The sequence below is a fragment of the Streptomyces sp. NPDC048473 genome, from assembly GCF_043200155.1.
In the GTDB taxonomy this organism is placed as follows: Bacteria; Actinomycetota; Actinomycetes; order Streptomycetales; family Streptomycetaceae; genus Streptomyces.
The window spans coordinates 108,821-127,800 of sequence record NZ_JBICXE010000013.1; the positions used below are offsets into that span (position 1 = coordinate 108,821).

Here is an 18,980-nt window from a genome sequence, read left to right on the forward strand (position 1 = left end):
CGCCGTGGGGAAGTCAATGGGTACGACAGCCCTCGTTCCGACATGGTTCGAGCTCACCGCAAGGCGGTTGGGACGACCCCGACCCCACACGCCCGAACCTCCTCAAAACTCGACAACTATGCGCTATTGCCTCTCTGTTGACGGTCAGTTGGAGGCCTGGATCGCTTCGTACGCGTGCGCAGTCTTGGCTGTTGGAGCCGGTTCATTCACTATCGGTGCCGCTCATCCCCTTGAGCAGGGATCGCGCCGGCGCAGCATCCGCGTAAAAAATCCTATCTAATTGATAGTGAGGTTCGGCGATGAAGCAGCTTCTTTCCAGACAGCTGCTCCGCGGCGGTACTCGGCACGGCTTCGTCGGCCTGCACCCTCAAGAACTCTGGCGAACGGTCCGACGCCCCGGCCGTCGCCTTGAGGGGCGAACCGGGCGGTGGGGCACCTGACTTGGGTGACACCAAGGGCACCTTGGTCGCCCTTGCGCCGAGAGGCGCACACCACTACTTCCAGCGTGGAAGCAGGCCGGCGCGAATGCCCGGCGCGAGTACCAGCTCGGCGGTGTGACCTTCGACGAGACCGCTGAATGGAATCAGCAGAAGCAGAACAACCTGCTGTCGCCGGGACGCGTGGTCCGTGCTCACCCGCCGGAGTCGGCTCTCCCGTCAGGATGCTCCGTTCTCACCGCCCGGGCAGGTCCGAACGGTGGCCACCAGCCCCGTTCCCTGCGGGTCACCTGCCGATACGGCGCCACTGCTGGCCCTCTCCCCCATTGGCCACCTGCTGCTCGACTGTCGCGCCGTCGGCGGTGGAATCACCGGTGACGCCGAGAACCAGGCCGCTGCGGGAGCAGGTGACGGTGACACAGCCGTCGCCGGCTTCGGTGATCTTCCACTGCTGACTGGTGCTGTGTTCGGGCGTCGATTGGACGATCTCTGCGCCGGCGGCCGTGGTGCCGCCCGAGACGGACCAGACCAGGGGTGTACTGCCGTGGATGGTGTAGATCTCGTGCAGTCCCCCTCCTGCGGGGATGAACCGGAACTGCTGGTTCACGGCCGAGTTCCGGGTGTACTGGATCAGGCCGGTGCCGTTGGCGGTGGAGGCACCCGGGACGTCGACTGCCTTGCCCGTCTTGCGGTTGACCAGCTGGAAGACGGTGTGCTGGGCAGGCGGCGCGACCGCCACGGATCCGGCGGAGGGGATCGTGACCTGGCTGCTCCAGTCGCCGAAGACGACCACGGTGGACCTGCCCGCGGCCCCCCGCAGCGTCGCGCGGGTGACCTGGCCGTTCTTCCACTTCATGTCGAGCGTGAAGCCGCCGCGCACCCCGATTCCCGTGACGGACCCGGCGGCGGCCCAGGCCCGCGGCAGGGCCGGCAGCAGCTCCACCCGTCCGGGACGGGACTGCACCAGCATCTGGATCATGGCCACTGGTGTGCCGTAGTTGCCATCGATCTGGAAGACCGAACTGCTGCCGAAGCTGTACATGTTGAACATGTTGACCGCGCTGCCGTGGCTGAAGTTCACCGACGGCTTCAGCACGTCGAGGACGAGCTGGTACGCCTTGTCCGGATGCTTCAGCTTTGCCCAGCACATGGCCCGCCAGGCACTGCCCCAGCCGAAGCTGGCCATGCCGCGTGCCTCGAGCAGCTTGGTGGCGCCCGAGACGAGGGCCGTCGGCGAGTGCTCGACGGCGATGCGGTCACCGGGGAAGAGACCGATGAGCGGTGACAGGTGGCGATGGGTGGTCTCGCCGAGGTTGTCGTCGCTCATCCACTCCTCGAGCCAGCCGCTGGTGGCGCTGACCTCGGGCATGTACAGCCGGTCCTGAAGCGCGGAGACGGTGGAGGCATAGGCGGAGTCCTTGCCCAGCGCAGCGGCGGTGGACCGGTAGTTCTGGAACAGCTGCCGGACCAGCTCCTGGGCGTAGGTGACGCCCCGGGCGTTCTCGGGTCCGTGCTCGGGAGACCAGTCGTGGTCGTCGACGAGGACCTGTCGCGTGCCGCCGGTCGCGGGGTCGGTCACGGTCATGGTGATCAACCGCGACTCCCAGAACTCACAGGCACCCTTGAGCAGGGGGTAGATCTTGGCCAGGTGGGCCATGTCCTGGGTGTACTCGTAGTGCTCGTAGAGGGAGTTGCACATCCACGCGTTGCCGGCCGGGTGCCACCACCAGCCGTTGCCGCCCCAGATATTCGTGGAGATCCCCAGGGTCCAGCCGGCCACCTTGCCGGAGGTGTTGCAAAACCGGTTACGGGAGTCCTGGAAGAGGTTCTTGGTCGTGGCCTGCCAGCCGGGCAATTGAGCAACGCAGTAGTCGGTGAACGCCTCGAAGCACTCGGACAGGCCCGCCCGGTCCGGCAGCCAGTAGTTCATCTGGACGTTGATGTCGCTGTGGTAGTCGCTCATCCAGGACGGAGTGTTGCTGTCGATCCACAAGCCCTGAAGGTTGGTGGGGAGACTGCTGCGGGAGCCGCAGATCGTCAGATAGCGGCCGAACTGCAGGTAGGTCGCCTCCAGCTCCGGGTCCGGTGCGGAACCGGCCGCCGCACGGGCAGCAAGCCGAGCGGGCGTGTCCATCGCTCGCTGCGCTGCGGACGACGTGCCCAGGTTCACCGTCATGTGCTGTTGGAGGCGCCGGAAATCGGATACATGCGTGGCCAGCAACGCCGTACCGGCGACCGCTGCCGCCGACGACGACTTGGCCCGTGCCGTGTCCAGGGGCACGAGCGAGATGTCCTTGTACAACTGGGACGCGTCGGCCTTGTAGTTGGTGCCACCCGAGATGATCAGCAGCACCTCGGTGCAGTTGCTGAACGTCACCTCCGTACCGGCCGCCGAGACGGTGCCGTTCTTGCCGGCGGCCTTCACGACCGTCGCGTACTTCAGGTCGTTCGGCAGCGCCGCCGAGAACGACGCCTCCGCGGCACCCGCATCCGCCGTCACGGTCTCGCCGCGGGTCCCCGACAGTGTCATGGACCCGGTGTAGGAGCCGCCGCCGCTCTGCGACAGCCGCACAACGATCACGTCGTCCGGATGGCTGGAGAACACCTCACGCCGGTACGTCACACCGCTGAGCCGGTAGGACGCGGTCACCAGGCCGTTGCTCATGTCCAGCGTGCGACGGTAGCCGCTGACGGCGCCGACCGTGTGTGCCGGAATCTCGAGAAATGCCTTGGCCAGCATCCCGAACGTACCGAAGTCCCCCGTGTCGTACGGGAACTGCCCGTCCGACTGGAGCTCGGCGTTGGCATGGCCGGTCCACAGCGTCGCATCTGCCAGGACCAACGCATCACGGGACGGGTCGCCGGTGACGAGAGCACCCAGCCGGCCGTTCCCGATCGGCAGCCCCTCCTCGATGCTCCGGTTCTCCGCGCCCGGCTTGGTGTACCAGAGCGTCATTGCGTCGCGCTCCGGCACCAGCGACAGCGCTGCCGGCCGCGTCACCGCGGCAGCGTTCGTGGTGAACTCCGGCAGCGAGGACAGTGCGAAAAGCGCACCCAGCGATGCCGCCGTGCACAGTACGCCGCGACGCGACATACCGCCCTCGTCTTCGGCGGGGGGCTGGGAAGGTGTACGACGGGACATGGGCGTGCGGCTCCTCTGGGCAGGCGGTACCGGGTACGGGGCGTCCGACGACCGTGGGGCGGCGTCTGGGCAGAAGTGCAGTGGCAGGGGCACGTCCTGTCAATGATTTCGACAGAATTTCCTATACGATCTTTCGCGCACCCGCCCAAGCGAGCGCCTGACTTACAAGCCCCCTGCCAGGCAGCACCGAGCTGCGGTCGCACGTCGCAACCACGTCAGAGAATCAGCCTTCAACCTGGGGTTTTGCCGCCTCTTGCTTACTGGGCTCAGCCTCCCGCCATCGACACCAGGGCTCATTCGGGAGAGGAATCGCGCCACGGGTCTTGACGGAGCGCCACCACTGGTCAACCATCACCTTCATCAATTTCCTATTTGATTCTCAGGGAGGTGGTGGAGATGCTTCTCCGGACCAGAGCTGTTCTGCCGGGCTTTCTCGCCATCGTTGTTCTGACGGCGGGCTCCGCTGCGTGCACCGTGAAGACCTCGGACGAGCCCACTGGCAACGGGACCCGGGCCTCTGTCAAGGCCGGCGCCGGTACAGCCGAGCTCGCCGACGGATCCGGCACCAAGGTGGCGCTCGTGCCCGGTGGCGCCCACCCGTACTTCCAGCCATGGAAGACAGCAGGGGCCATCGCCCAAAAGACGTACGGCCTCGGGGGCGTGACCTTCGACGAGACCGCCGAGTGGGACCAGCAGAAGCAGAACAACCTGCTGTCCACGCTCGCCGCGCGTGGTTACAACGCTTTCGGCGTGTTCGGGGTCTCGCCGACCGACATCAACACCACCTTCGCGGACCTCAAGTCGCAGGGTCTGACGGTGGCCTCGCTGGGCTCGTGTCCGGCCGGTGGCAAGAACGAGGCCGACTTCTGCCTGTCGACGGACGTCGAGCTCGCCGCGTACAAGGCGGCCCGCGCTGCCGTCGACGCCATGGGCGGCAAGGGAACGCTGGTGCACCTCACCGGCAACAACGTCGACGCGAACACACAGTTGCGGATCAAGGGCGTCGCCAAGGCAGTGGCCGAGTCGGGTGGCAAGATCAAACTGCTCCAGACCATCACCGACATCGACAAGGACCTCCAGACCGCGCAGAAGGCGGTCTCGGACCTGCTCGCGGCCAAGGGCAACCAGATCCAGGGCATCGTCGCCACCGCCTACAACCCGGCGGTGGCCGCCGCCGACGCAGTCGAGAGCACGGGCTCGGCGGCGAAGGTCGTCGCCATAGACGACGATGCGAAGATCCTCGACTCGATCGGACAGGGCTCGGTCGCCGCGACCGTGGTGCAGAACCCGGTGGGGCAGGCCGATGTCGGAGCGTGGGCGCTGGCACTGCTGCAGACCGGACAGTGCACCATGCGCAACCCCGGGCAGATCGTGGACTCCGGCTCCTTCGTCGTCACCAAGACCAATGCCGGCGACTACGACAGGGACCGGAAGGCGAAGACCGAGCAGCTCAAAAAGCAGTTCGCCGAAAAACTCCTCGACTGCAACTGACAGCTGCCGCGCCCACTACAGAAATCGGACCTCGCACGATGAGCATCATCACGACCGCCACGGCCCTGCTGGCCGATATCGCCGTGGAGAAGGACCGCACCGACGCTGTGCAGGCCTTCGTCAAGCAGGAGACGATCCTGGTAGAGATCACAACGGCGGACGGTCTCCGGGGAACCGGCTACGCCTACACGATCGGCACCGGGGGAACGTCCGTCCTGAACCTGCTCCGGGAGCATTTGCTGCCCCTCCTCGCCGGCGAGGACGCCCGCAACGTCGAGGCGCTGTGGCAACGGCTGTTCGCCACGACCAGGGCGACCACCACCGGAGCCATTACCTCCTTGGCGCTCGCCGCCGTGGACACGGCCCTGTGGGACCTGCGCTGCAAGCGCGCGGGCGAACCGCTGTGGCGGCTGGCGGGCGGCCATCGCCGCGAAGTGCCGGTGTACGACACCGAGGGCGGCTGGCTCCACCTGAGCACCGACGACCTGGTCAAGTCGGCGCTTCAGGCACAGCAGGCCGGATGGGCGGGCGTCAAGATCAAGGTGGGCAAGCCGCACGTCTCCGAGGACGCCGAGCGACTGCGCGCCGTGCGCGAGGCCGTGGGCCCGTCGTTGCACATCATGACCGATGCCAACCAGTCACAGACCATCTCCTCGGCCCTCCGACTGGCAGCCGCTCTGGAGCCCTATGACCCGTACTGGCTCGAGGAGCCCATGCCGGCCGACGACATCAGCGGTCACGCCCGCCTGGCGCGCGCTACGAGGATTCCGATAGCTGTCGGTGAATCCATGTACTCGATCATGCAGTTCCGCAACTACCTCGAGACCGGGGCCGCGTCCATCGTGCAGGTGGACGCCGCTCGAATCGGCGGGATCACGCCGTGGCTGAAGGTCGCTCACATGTCGGAAAGCCACAACGTCATGGTATGCCCGCACTTCCTGATGGAACTGCACGTGAGTCTCGTCGCCGCGGTGCCCAACGGGAAGTTCGTCGAGTACATCCCGCAGCTGCGCGCCGTGACCCGGACCGAACTGACGGTCCGCGACGGCATGGCCGTCGCACCCGACGAGCCGGGCATCGGCATCGACTGGGACATGGACTCCATCGACAACCGGAGGGTGTCGTGAAGACACCCATGGCTCCGCCCGACGACGACGTGGACACCACCGCGCCGCCAACCGCACAGCGCCCGGCGCACAAGCCGCCGTTCTGGATGAACCAACGGCTTGGTCTGCTCGTGCTCATCGTCGTCCTGTGCGCTCTGTTCGGTGTGCTGCGCCCCGCCTTCCTGGACGAGCGGCTCGTCCTCTTCCCACTGCTGCGGGACATCGCGACTCTGACCGTGGTCGCCCTGGCCCAAATGGTGGTCCTGTCCGTCGGGCACATGAACCTCGCCGTCGGCCGCATGGCCGCTTTCGGAGCCCTGTTCGCGGGGTTCGGCTACGACCGGCTGGGCCTCTCGCTGCCGCTCGGCCTGCTGCTGTGCCTCTTCGCCGGAGCCGCCATCGGCGCCCTGACCGGCTGGATCATCGCCCGCACCGGTGTGAGCTCTTTCGTGGTGACCCTGGCCATGGACTTCGCGTTGCTGGGTCTGGTCTCGCTGCTGTACTCGGCTCTCACGGAGAACGCGGCGTTCACCACCAGGCCGTCGGGGCTGGCCGAACTGCGCTCCTACTCGCTGGCCGACATCTGCGTCGGCCCGGTGTGCGGCTCCCCCGCCGTGCCGCAGATGATTCAGTTCACCGTGCTGGCGCTGGCCGGCCTCGGCTTCCTGTACGGCTGCACCCGTCTCGGCCGGGAACTGCTGCTCACCGGTGCCAACCCGGCGGCGGCCGAGCTGTCCGGCATTCCCACGAGCCGTCGCGTCATCCTCGCGCACACCATGTCGGGACTGCTCGCCGCGCTCGCCGGCTTCATGGCCGCCGTCGGCACCGGAACGTTCCGCGCGTCCATCGGTGACGACTTCATGCTGCCGTCGTTCCTCGGCGCGGTGCTCGGCGGGACCCTGCTCACCGGCGGCGTCGTCTCGGTGATCGGCGCTCTGCTGGGAACCTCCCTGGTCGGCGTGATCCGCAAGGGACTCGACCTGCTCGGTGTCGGCCTCGAGAGCCTGAACATCTACCTCGGCTGCGTTCTGCTGCTGGCCCTGTCGGCTGACCGCGTGCGCACTGTCGTGTCCTATCGCAAGGTGGTGCGCTCCACATGATCACGACCAACGATCGGGGAGCCCGGACCGGCGCGGCCCTGCGTCAGTTCTCCCGCTCGACGACGATGACTCTGCTCTGCGTCGTGCTGGCCGGGTACATCGCCCTGGGCGTGGCCTCCTCGGGTTCCTTCTTCGACGGCCCTTCCGTACGTACCTTCCTGCAGTACCTGGCCACGCCGATCCTGATCGGCCTCGCCCAGATGGTCGCGTTGTGTGTGGGCCAGCTCAATCTCGCGATCGGTGCCCTGGGCGGCTTCAGCGCCTGTCTGATGGGCGTGCTGATGGCCGACAGTGGTGTGCCGGCGCCGATCGCCGCGACGGTGGGCGTGCTGACGGCGACGGTCATCGGCCTGGTGACCGGCCTGTTCATCGTGGCGACGCGGATCAACGGCTTCATCGTCACGCTCGGCACGATGACGATCCTGCTGGGGGCCCAGTACCGGCTGGCCGGCACCCGTACGGTCGACGGCTATTCCGAGACCCTCAAGGACCTCGGCAGAGCAGCTCCGTTGAACACTCCGCTGGTGTTTCTCGTCGCGCTGGCCTCGGCTGCCCTGCTCGCAGCGTTCATGTACCGCACCATTGCGGGACGTCGCCTGCTTGCTGCCGGCGGCAATCCGCTGGCGGCCAGACTGTCCGGCATCTCCACCGACCGGCAGATCGTGCTCGCCCACACCGTGTCGGGCCTGCTGGTCGGCGTGGCCGCGCTGACTGCGACAGCCTCACTGCCGGGTGTCAACCGCAGCGTCGGCGGCGACTGGCTGCTGCCGAGTTTCGCCGCGCCCATCATCGGTGGTGTCGCTCTCAACGGTGGCTCCGTCGCGGTGTTCGGCACGGTGCTTGCGGCCTTTGTGATGCGGCTGATCGACGCCGCGCGGGCCCAGTTCTCGCTCGACCCGAGCTGGGTGAACTTCCTCATCGGCCTGGTCGTGCTGGGCACCGTGGTCGGTGGGCGAGTGCACCAGACGCATCTTGAGAAGAAGGGCAAGGCGCAAGGACGTATCCCACCGGCGCCCGTTGATGTCCCACCGTCTCCCGTGGATACCGGCCGCGAGACGGACGGCGCCCTGCCGACCGCGGGAGGTGCGCGATGAGCAACGTCCTTCTCGAATGCCAGGACATCGTCAAGGTCTTCCCCGGAGTACGGGCTCTGGACGGCGTCGGACTACGCCTGACGGCGGGCTCGGTACACGCCCTGCTCGGTGAGAACGGCGCAGGCAAGTCCACCCTGATCAAGGTGCTGACCGGTGTGCACGCCCCCGACGGCGGCCGTCTGACCTGGCTCGGCAAAGAGGTCCACCTGCGCTCTCCGCTGGAGGCAACCCGTACCGGTATCGGTGTCGTCCACCAGGAACGCAACCTCATTCCCGGCTTCTCGGTCGCGGAGAACATCACGCTGCAGAGCCCTCCCTCACGCCGAGGACTCGTCGACCGTGACGCGATGACGGCCCCCGCACTGGGCTGTCTGGCGGAACTGGGCCTGGACATCGATCCGCACCGGCCTGTCCGCGAACTGTCGGTGGCACAACAGCAGCTGGTGGAGATCGCGAAGGCGCTCCACACCGAGAGTAAGGTGCTGCTCCTCGACGAGCCGACCGCTTCACTCTCCCCGCAGGAGGCGGAGCGGCTGTTCGACGTGATTCGGCGGCTGACGGCCAGGGGCACCTGCGTCGTCTTCGTGAGCCACAAACTCGAAGAGGTCTTCGCCGTCTGCGACACCGTCACCGTGCTTCGCGACGGCAGGTCCGTGCTCGAGTCCTCGCCGCTCCCGGATCACACGCACGACGACGTGGTCAGTCTGATGGTGGGCCGGGCCCACGCCGCGACGGTCATGGAGCCCCGTGCCGTCGATACCGCCGCCGCCCCGGTGCTCTCGCTCGACCGGCTCTCCACCGCCGACGGGCATGAGGACATCTCGTTGGACGTGCGTCCCGGTGAGATCGTCGGTCTGTACGGTCTGGTCGGCGCCGGACGCAGCGAACTCGTGAAGGCGGTGCTGGGCCTGGACCGGTGCACCGGCGGTGAGATCCGGGTGCACGGCAAGCCGGCCCGGATCAGGTCGCCGCGCCAGGCGCTCCACCGGTTCGGCATCGGCTACCTGACCGAGAACCGCAAGGAGGAGGGCGTCTTCCTGGAGCAGCCCATCCAGCGGAACATCACTGTGACGGTGTGGACGAGACTTGCCAAGGCCCTCGGATTCGTCTCCGCCCGCGAGGAGCGGGACGTGGCGCAGGCTCTGGTCGAGCGCCTGGGCATCCGCATCTCCGGGCTCGGGCAGAAAGCCGGCGAACTGTCCGGCGGCAACCAGCAGAAGGTGAGTCTGGCGAAGTGGCTCGCGGCCGACACCCGCCTGCTCATTGTCGACGAGCCGACCGTGGGCGTCGACGTCCGTACCAAACACTCCTTCCACGAGCTCTTGTGGGAGCTGGCTCGCGATGGCCTGCCCATCCTGCTGATCAGCAGCGACCTGGCGGAGATGATCACACTGGCGGACCGCGTCATCGTGATGGCCGATCACCGCATCCGTGGGGAGGTCGCCAACGACCGCGACTACGAAGGGATGAGCGGCAGGATCATCCGCATCATCCACGACCGCGCGATCTCCGCCGTGACCGCGACGGCGGATGCCGGATGAAGCGTGTGGCACAGGTGATCCGGGTCCGCCCGGAGAAACTCGGCGAGTACCGCGAGCTGCACCGCGATGTTCCGCAGCCGGTGCTGGACCGGCTGCGGGCCTGTCACATCGCGAACTACTCGATCCACTTTCTCGGCGACCGGCTGTTCAGCTACTTCGAGTACCACGGCAACGATCTGGCCGCCGACCTCGCCCTCATGGCCGCAGACAGGGCGACGCAAGCCTGGTGGCGGCTCACCGACCCGTGCCAGGAGCCCGTCGAGGAGGCGGCGCCCGGAGAGCGGTGGGCATCGATGGAGCAGGTGTTCTTCATGGAGTGAGCGATCGGACTCCGCATCTCCTCCCGTACTCCCTACCGAACAGGAATCCCCTTGCCTTCAGACACCATCGCGCGGGTCGTCGCTCCGGACACCTGCGGCATCCGCCTCCCGGCCTCCCGGAGGCTGGACTGCTCGGACGCGATGAACCCCGATCCCGACTGCTGCGCTGCGTACCTCCATCTTCATGAGCGCTTCGGCGACCCCGTGGTGATCCGGGACGGCCACTCTCTCAAGGCGAGCACGCCGGGCCTCTCGGCGACGGGACTCGCCGGCTCCCTCCCGACGGACACGTATCCCCATGCGGCGTTCCGGCCCGCCATCGGCGCGGCGCGGCACGGTGGCCTCGCCACCACCACACAGGTGCCCGCATGACCGCCGAACTCACCGGACTGCACGCTGTCGTCACCGGCGGCGCCTCAGGTATCGGGTTGGCCACCTCCCGGCTTCTCGTGGAGCGGGGTGCCCGCGTGGCCGTTCTCGATCTCGATCCGTCCGGCTGCGAGCCGCCCCTGACAGGGCTGCACGCCGACGTCGGGAACGACGCCTCGGTCAGGGACGCCATGGAGGCCGCCGCAGCGGCTTTCGGCGGGATCGACATCCTCGTCAACAATGCGGGTATCGGCGCCGCCGGCACCGTCGAGGACAACTCCGACGAGCAGTGGCACACCGTCCTGGACATCAACGTCCTCGGTGTCGTCCGCGCCACCCGCGCCGCGCTGCCCCACCTGCGCCGCTCCACGCATGCTGCGATCGTCAACACCTGCTCGATCGCCGCGCCAGCCGGACTCCCCCAGCGTGCCCTGTACTCCGCGAGCAAAGGTGCCGTGTTCTCGCTCTCCCGGGCGATGGCCGCCGACCACGTACGGGAAGGCATCCGGGTCAACTGTGTCAACCCGGGAACGGTGGACACACCCTGGATCGGCAGACTGCTGGACGCCTCGGACGACCCGGCCGCGGAACGGGCAGCGCTCAACGCCCGCCAGCCGCACGGGCGTCTTGTCACCGCCGACGAGGTGGCCGCGGCCATCGTCTGCCTGGCCGGCCCAGCGGCGGGCTCCGTCACAGGTACCGCCCTGGCCGTCGACGGGGGAATGGCCGGTCTGCGCCTGAGGCCGGTCGGCATATGAACAAGCTTCTCAGAAGGGAACCACTCGGCAGCAGCACCGCTTGGACATCGCCCCTTGCCTTCGGCGCGGCGGCCCTCGGCAACCTCTTCACCGAGATGATCGAAGAGCAGGCGGCCGCCGCCCTCGACGCGGCCTGGAACCACGGCATCCGGTCGTTCGACACGGCACCGCACTACGGTCTGGGACTGTCCGAACGCCGCCTCGGCACCGCGCTGGGCATCCGGCCGCGAAGCGAGTACACCGTCTCCACCAAGGTCGGCCGCCTGCTCGAACCCGCCTCCGGCGTAGTGGGGGACGACCTTGCCAATGGCTTCGCAGTCCCGGCAACCCACCGGCGAGTGTGGGACTTCAGCGCCGACGGCGTGCGCCGCAGCCTGGACGACAGTCTGACCCGCCTCGGCCTGGACCATGTGGACATCGTGTACCTGCACGATCCGGACGACCACGGGAAGCAAGCTCTCGACGAGGCCTATCCCGCCCTGGAACAGCTGCGCGCGGAGGGCATGGTGAAGGCCATCGGGCTGGGGATGAACCAGCCCTCCATGCCGGCCCGCTTCGTACGGGAGACCGACATCGACGTCGTGCTGCTCGCCGGTTGCTACACACTCCTGGAGCAGAGCGGTCTCCAGGAACTGCTGCCGCTCGCCGCAGAGCGGGGCGTCTCGGTGGTGGCAGGGGGCGTCTTCAATTCAGGACTGCTCGCAGCGCCCGGACGGGGAGCGACCTACGGCTACCGGACGGCCGCGCCGGACATGCTGGAACGTGCGCTGTCCCTGCAGCGGGTCTGCGAGAAGCACGGAGTACCCCTTCGGGCGGTCGCGGCACGCTTTCCCCTGGGCCACCGCGCCGTCGCGTCCGTGCTGCTCGGCCTGCGCAGCGCACAGGAGGTGGAGGATGCGGTGGGGCAGTTCCAGCGCCCCCTGCCGGCCCCTCTGTGGGAGGAGCTTCGCGCCGATGGGCTGCTCCCCGCCAACGTACCGCTCCCGCTGAGCCCGTCGCCCGACCGGAGCGGCGGCGAACCGCGTACAGGGAGTGCCATATGACCGCACCGATCGTCGTTGACGCCCACCACCATGTGTGGGACCTGGCCGTACGCGACCAGGGCTGGATCACCGGCCCGGCCCTGGCGCCGCTTCGACGCAGTTTCTCGCTGTCGGACCTGCGTCCGGCGGCAGAACAGGCCGGAGTTGTCGCGAGCGTCCTCGTGCAGACGGTGACGGTCGCTGAGGAGACACCGGAGATGCTGGCCCAGGCGGCATCGGAGCCGCTGGTCGCCGGGGTCGTCGGATGGACCGACCTCACCGCTCCGGGTGTGGCGGACAGGCTTGTCGAGCTGCGCGGGATGCCCGGAGGCGAACATCTGGTGGGCGTGCGTCACCAGGTCCAGGCCGAAGCCGACCCTCAGTGGCTGGTACGCGAGGATGTGCTGCGGGGGCTGGCCGCGGTCGCCGACGCGGGCCTCGCGTACGACCTTGTCGTCCTGCCGCACCAGCTGCCGGCGGCCACTGCTGCGGCTCGCCGTCTGCCCGGTCTCAGGTTCGTGCTGGACCACGCCGGCAAGCCCGGCATCGCGGCTGCGGCGCTTGAACCGTGGGCGTCGCACCTGCGCGACCTCGCGGCAGAACCCAACACGTTCTGCAAGCTGTCGGGCTTCGTCACGGAGGCCGACTGGATGCGCTGGAGCGTCGAGGACCTTCGCCCCTTCGCCGCCAGGATCCTCGACGCCTTCGGGCCGGATCGCGTGATGTTCGGCTCCGACTGGCCCGTGTGCACCCTGGCCGCCGACTACGCCACGGTATTCGACACAGCACACGCCCTGATCCACGAACTCGCCGCTCACGAACAGGCCGACGTCCTCGGCGGCACAGCCCTCAGCGCCTATCGGCTGCGCCTCCCGTAGTCGCCGTCCCATCGGCGCTCGACTCCCGGGCCCATCCACCAGGAGACCTGTCCAGAGAGGAATACCCATGAAGTGCATGCGCCTCGGTCCTGTCGGCGGTGAACGCCCAGCGGTCCCCTCGGACGACAGCTGGCTGTCCGACCTCTCCGGGACTGAGCGTCAACGGCCGGGAGCGACAGAACTTCACCACCAAGCACATGACCTTCAATGTGGACCCATCGTCTGGTACCTCAGCCGGTACATGGTCCTCGAGCCCGGTGACACGGTGGACACGGGTACTCCGGCCAGGGTGGCCCCGGGACTTCCCGGCACGCCTCACCTCCGGGCCGGGGACACGGTGGAAGTCGAGATCGACGGACTCCGGTCGCAGCGGCAGATGTTCGGCCAGGGTTGATCACCGATGTCGAGCGTTCGAAGGGGCCGGCCCCATCCCGACGGCACTCGGGGCCGTCTCACGTCCGAGACCGTCCTGGGCCCTGTCGTCACCTCGCTAAACTGCGAGTGTCCCGACAAGCCCCGAGCAGCAGGAGAACGGATGCCGCCGCACGACCGTTCCGCAGGCAGCACAGGGCAGCCGAACGGGAAGCCACAGGGCTCGTCTCCTGCCCGGCAGGTGCTCTCGGAGAGCGTCTACGAGGACATCAAGGCCAGGGTCATGGACCACGAGATCGCACCAGGTGCCCGGGTCGGCATCGAAGCCCTCTCGCGTACCCTCGGCGTGTCACCGACCCCGGTGCGCGAAGCCCTGGCCCGGCTCGAGGCCGACGGTCTGGTGGTGAAGCGATCTCTTTCGGGATACCGCGCGACCGAGTTGCTGACCCGCCAGGGGCTTGAGGAACTCTTCGAGATGCGTCTGCTGCTGGAACCGAGGGCCACAGCGCTGGCCGCGACCAACGCGACCGAGGAACAGCTCGACACCATCGAGCGGATCGTGGAGGAGATGCGGGCGCATCCGGGGCCGACCGGTCGGTACGCGGACTACCGTGACTTCGCCGCTCTGGACCAGCGGCTCCATGACGCAATCGCCCAGGCATCGCATCGGCCGCTGCTCGCGGACGCGGTGGAGCGGCTGCACTCGCATCTGCACGTCTTCCGGCTCACCAACGTCCAGGTGACCGAGGACCCGACGCTGGTGGAACACGAACGAGTCGTACGCGCCATACTGCGCAGAAAGGCCGATCGCGCCGCGGAAGCCATGGCGGAGCACCTGACACACAGCCTTGAGCGCCAGCTCAGCCACGAGACGAAATCCTGACCCAGGCACAGGGGACCACCGGGCCGGCATCCCGGTGCTCGCGCGCCTGCTCGTTGAGGTAGCGGAACTGGGCATCCCGGTCCGGGTGCCGGCTGCCCTTGAGCTTCTTGACATTGGCCTGCAGGCTGAAGCCTTCCTCCCGCAGCAGGTCGGCGACGGTGTCAGCACTGACACGGTGCCCGGCCCAGGTCAGCTCCCGCGCAAGCGTGCGGGTGGAGTTCACCGTCCACCGCAGCGGCGGCATCGGGTCACCCCGCACATCCGGTTCGGCCGGCGCCAACAGCGCCGGCCGCAGACCCGGATTCAGATCCGCGACCCTTTTGCGGCCCCCGCCCGGCCGCCGCATCTGCCCCAGGGGCTCCTCGCCCGCCTCGAGTTCGAATACGCCCTTACGGACCGTCGTCTCGCTGACCGCAGCGGCCACTGCGACGGCCCGGACACCGCCGTGCCCCAGCCCCCGGGCCGCCGCACCCGTCAACAGCCGCCGCTGCCGCTCGTTCAGATGCGGAACAACACAGCGAACGTCACACCGAGTTGGTCACGAGTCTCGTCCGGACCAGTCACTGACCGAATCCGATGTTCACCCATGCTTGGGATCCTGCTCGGCGCGCCGGTCCCACTCCTGCATGGACTGCTCAGTGAGGCGGTCGGCGACGCTCCCCCGGGCCATTCCGGTCGGGCGATCCCGCGCTGACGACATGACGGTGCCACCGTTCCCCCAGGGGGCGGTGGCACCGTCATGGTCTTCATCCTCCCCCGTCACCCCGGACCGTGCGACTTCAGGGGATCGAGCTCCCGGCGCCGGCGGCTGATCGAGTCGGGGTCCCAGCCCGGCCGGGGAACGGACGCCAGCAGCAGCCGGGTATAGGGATGTCCGGGTGTCGTGAGCAGATCCGCGACGGGCCGGTATTCCATGGTCCGACCCCGGTACAGGACGAGCGCCTCGTCGCAGACGTACCGGACGACGGCCAGGTCATGGCTGACGAACACCAGGCCGATGCCGGTGTCGCGGCGGATATCCGACAGCAGGTTGAGCACCTGTGCCTGCACCGACACGTCCAGGGCGGACACCGCCTCGTCGAGCACGAGCACAGCGGGTTCGACGGCCAACGCCCGTGCGATCACCGCACGTTGGCGTTGCCCGCCGGAGAGCCTGCGGGGCAGCGCGGCCGCCTCGCGGTCGCCGAGGCCGACCTGGGCCAGCAGCTCCCTGGCCCGGGCCGCCCGGGCCGCGCGGTCGTGGAGCCCGTGCAGGCGCAGCACCCCGTCGATGGTCGCGCCGATGCTGATCCGCGCGTCCAGCGAGAGGTAGGGGTCCTGGAAGACGATCTGGACCGCCTTGGCCCGGGCCAGCCGGGCCTCCTTCCCGCGTACGGTCGCGGCCAGCGGCTCGCCCTGGACCAGGATCCGTCCCGCGTCCGGGCGTTCGAGGCCGATCAGCATCCTGGCCGTGGTGGTCTTGCCGGAACCCGACTCCCCGACGATGCCGAGCGCCCCGCCGGCCCGTACGGAGAACGACAGGTCGTCAACCGCGACGACCTCCGCCGCTCCCGTCCGGTAGGTCTTGCGCAGACCGCTCACCTGGAGCAGTGTGCGCGCTGCGGGAGTGGGATCGGTGGTCAACAGTCCTCCTTGCTCGGCGAGAGAGTGCCGACTGCCGCCGCGGCGACCGCGCCGGGCATTTCGGCGAGTTCGTCGGCGCGGTGGCAGGCGACCAGGGCCGGACCCTGCCGTTCCAGTGGCGGCGGTGACTGGTCGCAGCGCCCGGGCTGGGCGAAGCGGCAGCGGGCCGCGAAGGAGCAGCCGGGCGCGGAGTCCAGCAGGCTCATCGGAGCCCCGGGGATCGGGGTGAGGCGGGCGACCGGGCCGTCCGGCGCCGACAGGGGCGGGGACGAGCCGAGCAGGCCGGCGGTGTACGGGTGGCGGGGTGAGGCGAAGAGTTCGGCCGTGGTCGCCGTCTCGACGATCCGCCCGGCGTACATCACGTAGATCCGGTCGCAGGCGGCGGCTGCGAGTTCGATGTCGTGGGTGATGAGGAGCAGGCCCAGGTCGCGCTCGCGTTGCAGCCTTCCCAGGATGGCCATGATCTCGGCCTGGGTGCTGACGTCCAGGGCGGTGGTCGGTTCGTCGCACAGCAGCAGCCGGGGTTCGGCGGTGAGCGCACCGGCGATCATGACGCGCTGGAGCATGCCGCCGGAGAGTTCGTGCGGGTACTGGTTCAGGTGCCGGGCGGGGTCCGGTAGGCCGACCGCGGTGAGCAGTTCGACGGCCCGGGCGTTCGCGCGGTCCTTGGACCAGTTGCGGCCCAGGCGCAGCGACTCGGTGAGGAAGTCCCCGATACGGCGCACCGGGTTGATGCCGGCCCGGGGGTCCTGGAAGATCATCGATGCCTTGGTCGTGCGCACTGCGCGCAGACTCGCGGCGTCGGCGCCGACCAGGTCGGTCCCGTCGACACGGACCCGGCCGTCGATCCCGGCGCCGGCCGGGAACAGGCCGAGGGCGGCCCGAGCGGTGACCGACTTCCCGGAGCCGGATTCGCCGACCAGGGCGACGACCTCGCCGGCGGAGACGCTCAGGCTGATGCCGTCGAGGACCGGGCGGGCCATCCCGGGCAGTTCGATGCTCAGGTCCTCGTACTCCAGCAGTGTCATCAGGAGTCCCTCCCCGCGAGCCGGTCGCCGAAGTTCTCCCCGACGACGTTGAAGGCGACGACGACCAGCACGACCGCGACCGCGGGCACGATCGCGGACAGCGGCTCGCCCTGCAGAACGGCGGCCTGGCTCTGGTTGATCATCGCGCCCCAGTCGGGTGTCGGCGGCTGCACGCCCAGCCCCAGGAACGACAGGGCCGCGAGGTCGAGCAGCGCGTACCCGAAGTTGACCGTCGACTGCGCGAGCACGGTCGGGCCGATGTTCGGCAGCAGTCTGCGGACCGCGACGAACATTCCGGAGTGCCCCTGCACGCGGTAGGCCGCGATGTAGGGCCTGGCCTTCTCCTGCATGGCCAGGCCGCGCACCAGACGCGCGGTGTACGGCATGTACGCGATGGCCATGGCGATCACCGGCGCCGTCATCCCCTTGCCGAAGACCGCCACCGCGAGGATCGCGACGAGCAGCGCGGGGAAGGCGAACACGATGTCGAGCATCCGGCCGGCCAGGGTGTCGGTCCATCCGCCCCGCCAGGCGGTGAACAGGCCGACGGCGATGCCCGTCACGGTGGAGAACACCACCACCGCGAGCGGCCCGGCGAGGCTCGTACGGGCTCCCTCGATCAGGGCCGAGAAGGTGTCGTGTCCACCCTGGTCGGTGCCGAGCCAGTGTTCGGCGCTCGGGCCCTGCAGGCCCGCGCCCAGGTCACCGAAGGTCGGATCCTGAGGTGCCAGCCAGGGCGCGAACACGGACACCAGGACGAACAGGACCAGGAGCAGCAGGCACAGGCGCTGCAGCCAGCCGCCACCCAACAACCTGAGCCGGGTGACCGGGCCGCGCACCACATCGGCGATCTGTGCGCTCATCGTGCGCTCCCCGCTGCCGTCACCCGCGGATCGATCAGCGGATGCACCAGGTCCACCAGGGCGTTGACCACGACGAACGCGGCCACCACGAGCAGGACGATCGCCTGCACCACCTGGAAGTCCAGCTGGTTGACCGACTGTACGAGGAGCGAGCCCACGCCCGACATGCCGAACGCGGTCTCCACGATCGCGGTGCTCACCAGCATCCCCGAGACGAGCAGCCCGGAGACCGTGACGATCGGTCCGAGCGCGTTGCGCAGGACATGACGCCGGATCACGGTCCAACGGGGTGTGCCGCGGCTCAGCGCGACCTCGACGTGTTCACGGCCCAGTTCGTCCAGCATCGCCGAGCGGGTCACGCGGGTCACCAGGGCCATGAACGTCACGGACAGGGCCACCGCGGGAAGGACGACATGGTGCAGGCTGTCGAGTACGCCGGTGCCGTTCCCGATGGTGGGGAACCAGCCGAGCCGCACCCCGAACACCGACCTCAGCAGCAGGGCGGCGACGAAAGCGGGGGCGGCGGCCCCCACCGTCACGAGCAGCATCAGCGTCGCGTCGGTGCGCGTGCCGCGCCGCAGCGCCCCGACCATCCCAGCCGCGACGCCCACCACCGCGATCATCAGGGCCGACACCACGACCAGCAGCAAGGAAGCCGGCAGGCGCGACCAGAGGACCGAGCTGACGTCCTGGTGAAAGAGGTAGGACCGGCCGAAGTCGCCGTGGAGGACGCCCTCCAGCCAGTGCCCGTACCGGACCAGGAACGGCTCGTCGAACCCGTACTGCCGCCGGATCTCGGCGAGTTCCTGCGGGCTCGCGCTGCGCCCCCGTACCAGGAAGCTCGCCGGGTCGCCCGGCGCCAGGTACAGCGAGGAGAACACCAGGAACGAGGTGACCAGGAGGGTCGCGGCCATCCCGGCCAGTCTGCGCAGGACCCGTATTGCCCGTGTCAC

At 68.7% G+C, this 18,980-nt stretch carries 17 protein-coding genes and 1 pseudogene; 12 read left to right on the forward strand and 6 right to left on the reverse strand.

Annotated features, from left to right (window positions below):
- Window positions 1-723: 723 nt before the first annotated feature.
- Window positions 724-3,579: a glycoside hydrolase N-terminal domain-containing protein gene (locus ACGFU7_RS21905; RefSeq protein WP_393697683.1), complete on the reverse strand. Its 2,856-nt coding sequence runs from the start codon at window positions 3,577-3,579 to the stop codon at window positions 724-726.
- 396 nt (window positions 3,580-3,975) lie between these two features.
- Here ACGFU7_RS21905 and ACGFU7_RS21910 point away from each other — a divergent pair, with 396 nt between their 5' ends.
- From ACGFU7_RS21910 to ACGFU7_RS21965, 12 genes are all read left to right on the forward strand, one after another.
- Window positions 3,976-5,070 (forward strand): substrate-binding domain-containing protein, encoded by a 1,095-nt coding sequence (locus ACGFU7_RS21910; RefSeq protein WP_393697684.1) that lies wholly within the window; start codon window positions 3,976-3,978, stop codon window positions 5,068-5,070.
- Between the two features lie 38 nt (window positions 5,071-5,108).
- A complete protein-coding gene (locus tag ACGFU7_RS21915; RefSeq protein ID WP_393697685.1) occupies window positions 5,109-6,197 on the forward strand; it encodes a mandelate racemase/muconate lactonizing enzyme family protein in 1,089 nt (362 codons plus the stop codon).
- 8 nt (window positions 6,198-6,205) lie between these two features.
- Window positions 6,206-7,276: an ABC transporter permease gene (locus ACGFU7_RS21920; protein ID WP_393697757.1), complete on the forward strand. Its 1,071-nt coding sequence runs from the start codon at window positions 6,206-6,208 to the stop codon at window positions 7,274-7,276.
- Window positions 7,273-8,370, forward strand: a complete 1,098-nt coding sequence (locus ACGFU7_RS21925; RefSeq protein ID WP_393697686.1) for an ABC transporter permease — start codon at window positions 7,273-7,275, stop codon at window positions 8,368-8,370. The genes ACGFU7_RS21920 and ACGFU7_RS21925 overlap by 4 nt, the downstream gene beginning before the upstream one ends.
- Entirely contained in the window at window positions 8,367-9,911 is a 1,545-nt protein-coding gene (locus ACGFU7_RS21930; protein WP_393697687.1) for a sugar ABC transporter ATP-binding protein, read from the forward strand. Before ACGFU7_RS21925 ends, ACGFU7_RS21930 begins: the two co-directional genes overlap by 4 nt.
- Window positions 9,908-10,231, forward strand: coding sequence for an L-rhamnose mutarotase (locus ACGFU7_RS21935; RefSeq protein ID WP_393697688.1), 324 nt, complete (start codon window positions 9,908-9,910; stop codon window positions 10,229-10,231). Before ACGFU7_RS21930 ends, ACGFU7_RS21935 begins: the two co-directional genes overlap by 4 nt.
- Window positions 10,232-10,282: 51 nt before the next feature.
- Window positions 10,283-10,603 carry a hypothetical protein gene (locus ACGFU7_RS21940; RefSeq protein WP_393697689.1) on the forward strand — a complete coding sequence of 107 codons (321 nt, stop codon included), beginning with the start codon at window positions 10,283-10,285 and terminating at the stop codon, window positions 10,601-10,603.
- Window positions 10,600-11,358 carry an SDR family NAD(P)-dependent oxidoreductase gene (locus ACGFU7_RS21945; protein WP_393697690.1) on the forward strand — a complete coding sequence of 253 codons (759 nt, stop codon included), beginning with the start codon at window positions 10,600-10,602 and terminating at the stop codon, window positions 11,356-11,358. Before ACGFU7_RS21940 ends, ACGFU7_RS21945 begins: the two co-directional genes overlap by 4 nt.
- Window positions 11,355-12,401 (forward strand): aldo/keto reductase, encoded by a 1,047-nt coding sequence (locus ACGFU7_RS21950; protein WP_393697691.1) that lies wholly within the window; start codon window positions 11,355-11,357, stop codon window positions 12,399-12,401. Before ACGFU7_RS21945 ends, ACGFU7_RS21950 begins: the two co-directional genes overlap by 4 nt.
- Window positions 12,398-13,258 (forward strand): amidohydrolase family protein, encoded by an 861-nt coding sequence (locus ACGFU7_RS21955; RefSeq protein ID WP_393697692.1) that lies wholly within the window; start codon window positions 12,398-12,400, stop codon window positions 13,256-13,258. The genes ACGFU7_RS21950 and ACGFU7_RS21955 overlap by 4 nt, the downstream gene beginning before the upstream one ends.
- A 76-nt stretch (window positions 13,259-13,334) precedes the next feature.
- Entirely contained in the window at window positions 13,335-13,652 is a 318-nt protein-coding gene (locus tag ACGFU7_RS21960; RefSeq protein ID WP_393697758.1) for a fumarylacetoacetate hydrolase family protein, read from the forward strand.
- A gap of 141 nt (window positions 13,653-13,793) precedes the next feature.
- Window positions 13,794-14,513 (forward strand): GntR family transcriptional regulator, encoded by a 720-nt coding sequence (locus ACGFU7_RS21965; protein WP_393697693.1) that lies wholly within the window; start codon window positions 13,794-13,796, stop codon window positions 14,511-14,513.
- Between the two features lie 13 nt (window positions 14,514-14,526).
- Here ACGFU7_RS21965 and ACGFU7_RS21970 read toward each other — a convergent pair.
- The 5 genes and pseudogenes from ACGFU7_RS21970 to ACGFU7_RS21990 all read right to left on the reverse strand — a co-directional run.
- A pseudogene (locus ACGFU7_RS21970) lies at window positions 14,527-15,015 on the reverse strand (ISAzo13 family transposase); the annotation flags it as partial.
- Between the two features lie 257 nt (window positions 15,016-15,272).
- Window positions 15,273-16,136, reverse strand: a complete 864-nt coding sequence (locus ACGFU7_RS21975) for an ABC transporter ATP-binding protein (protein ID WP_393697694.1) — start codon at window positions 16,134-16,136, stop codon at window positions 15,273-15,275.
- Entirely contained in the window at window positions 16,133-17,164 is a 1,032-nt protein-coding gene (locus ACGFU7_RS21980) for an ABC transporter ATP-binding protein (protein ID WP_393697695.1), read from the reverse strand. Before ACGFU7_RS21980 ends, ACGFU7_RS21975 begins: the two co-directional genes overlap by 4 nt.
- A complete protein-coding gene (locus ACGFU7_RS21985) occupies window positions 17,164-18,027 on the reverse strand; it encodes an ABC transporter permease (protein ID WP_393697696.1) in 864 nt (287 codons plus the stop codon). The genes ACGFU7_RS21980 and ACGFU7_RS21985 overlap by 1 nt, the downstream gene beginning before the upstream one ends.
- Window positions 18,024-18,980, reverse strand: a complete 957-nt coding sequence (locus tag ACGFU7_RS21990; RefSeq protein WP_393697697.1) for an ABC transporter permease — start codon at window positions 18,978-18,980, stop codon at window positions 18,024-18,026. Before ACGFU7_RS21990 ends, ACGFU7_RS21985 begins: the two co-directional genes overlap by 4 nt.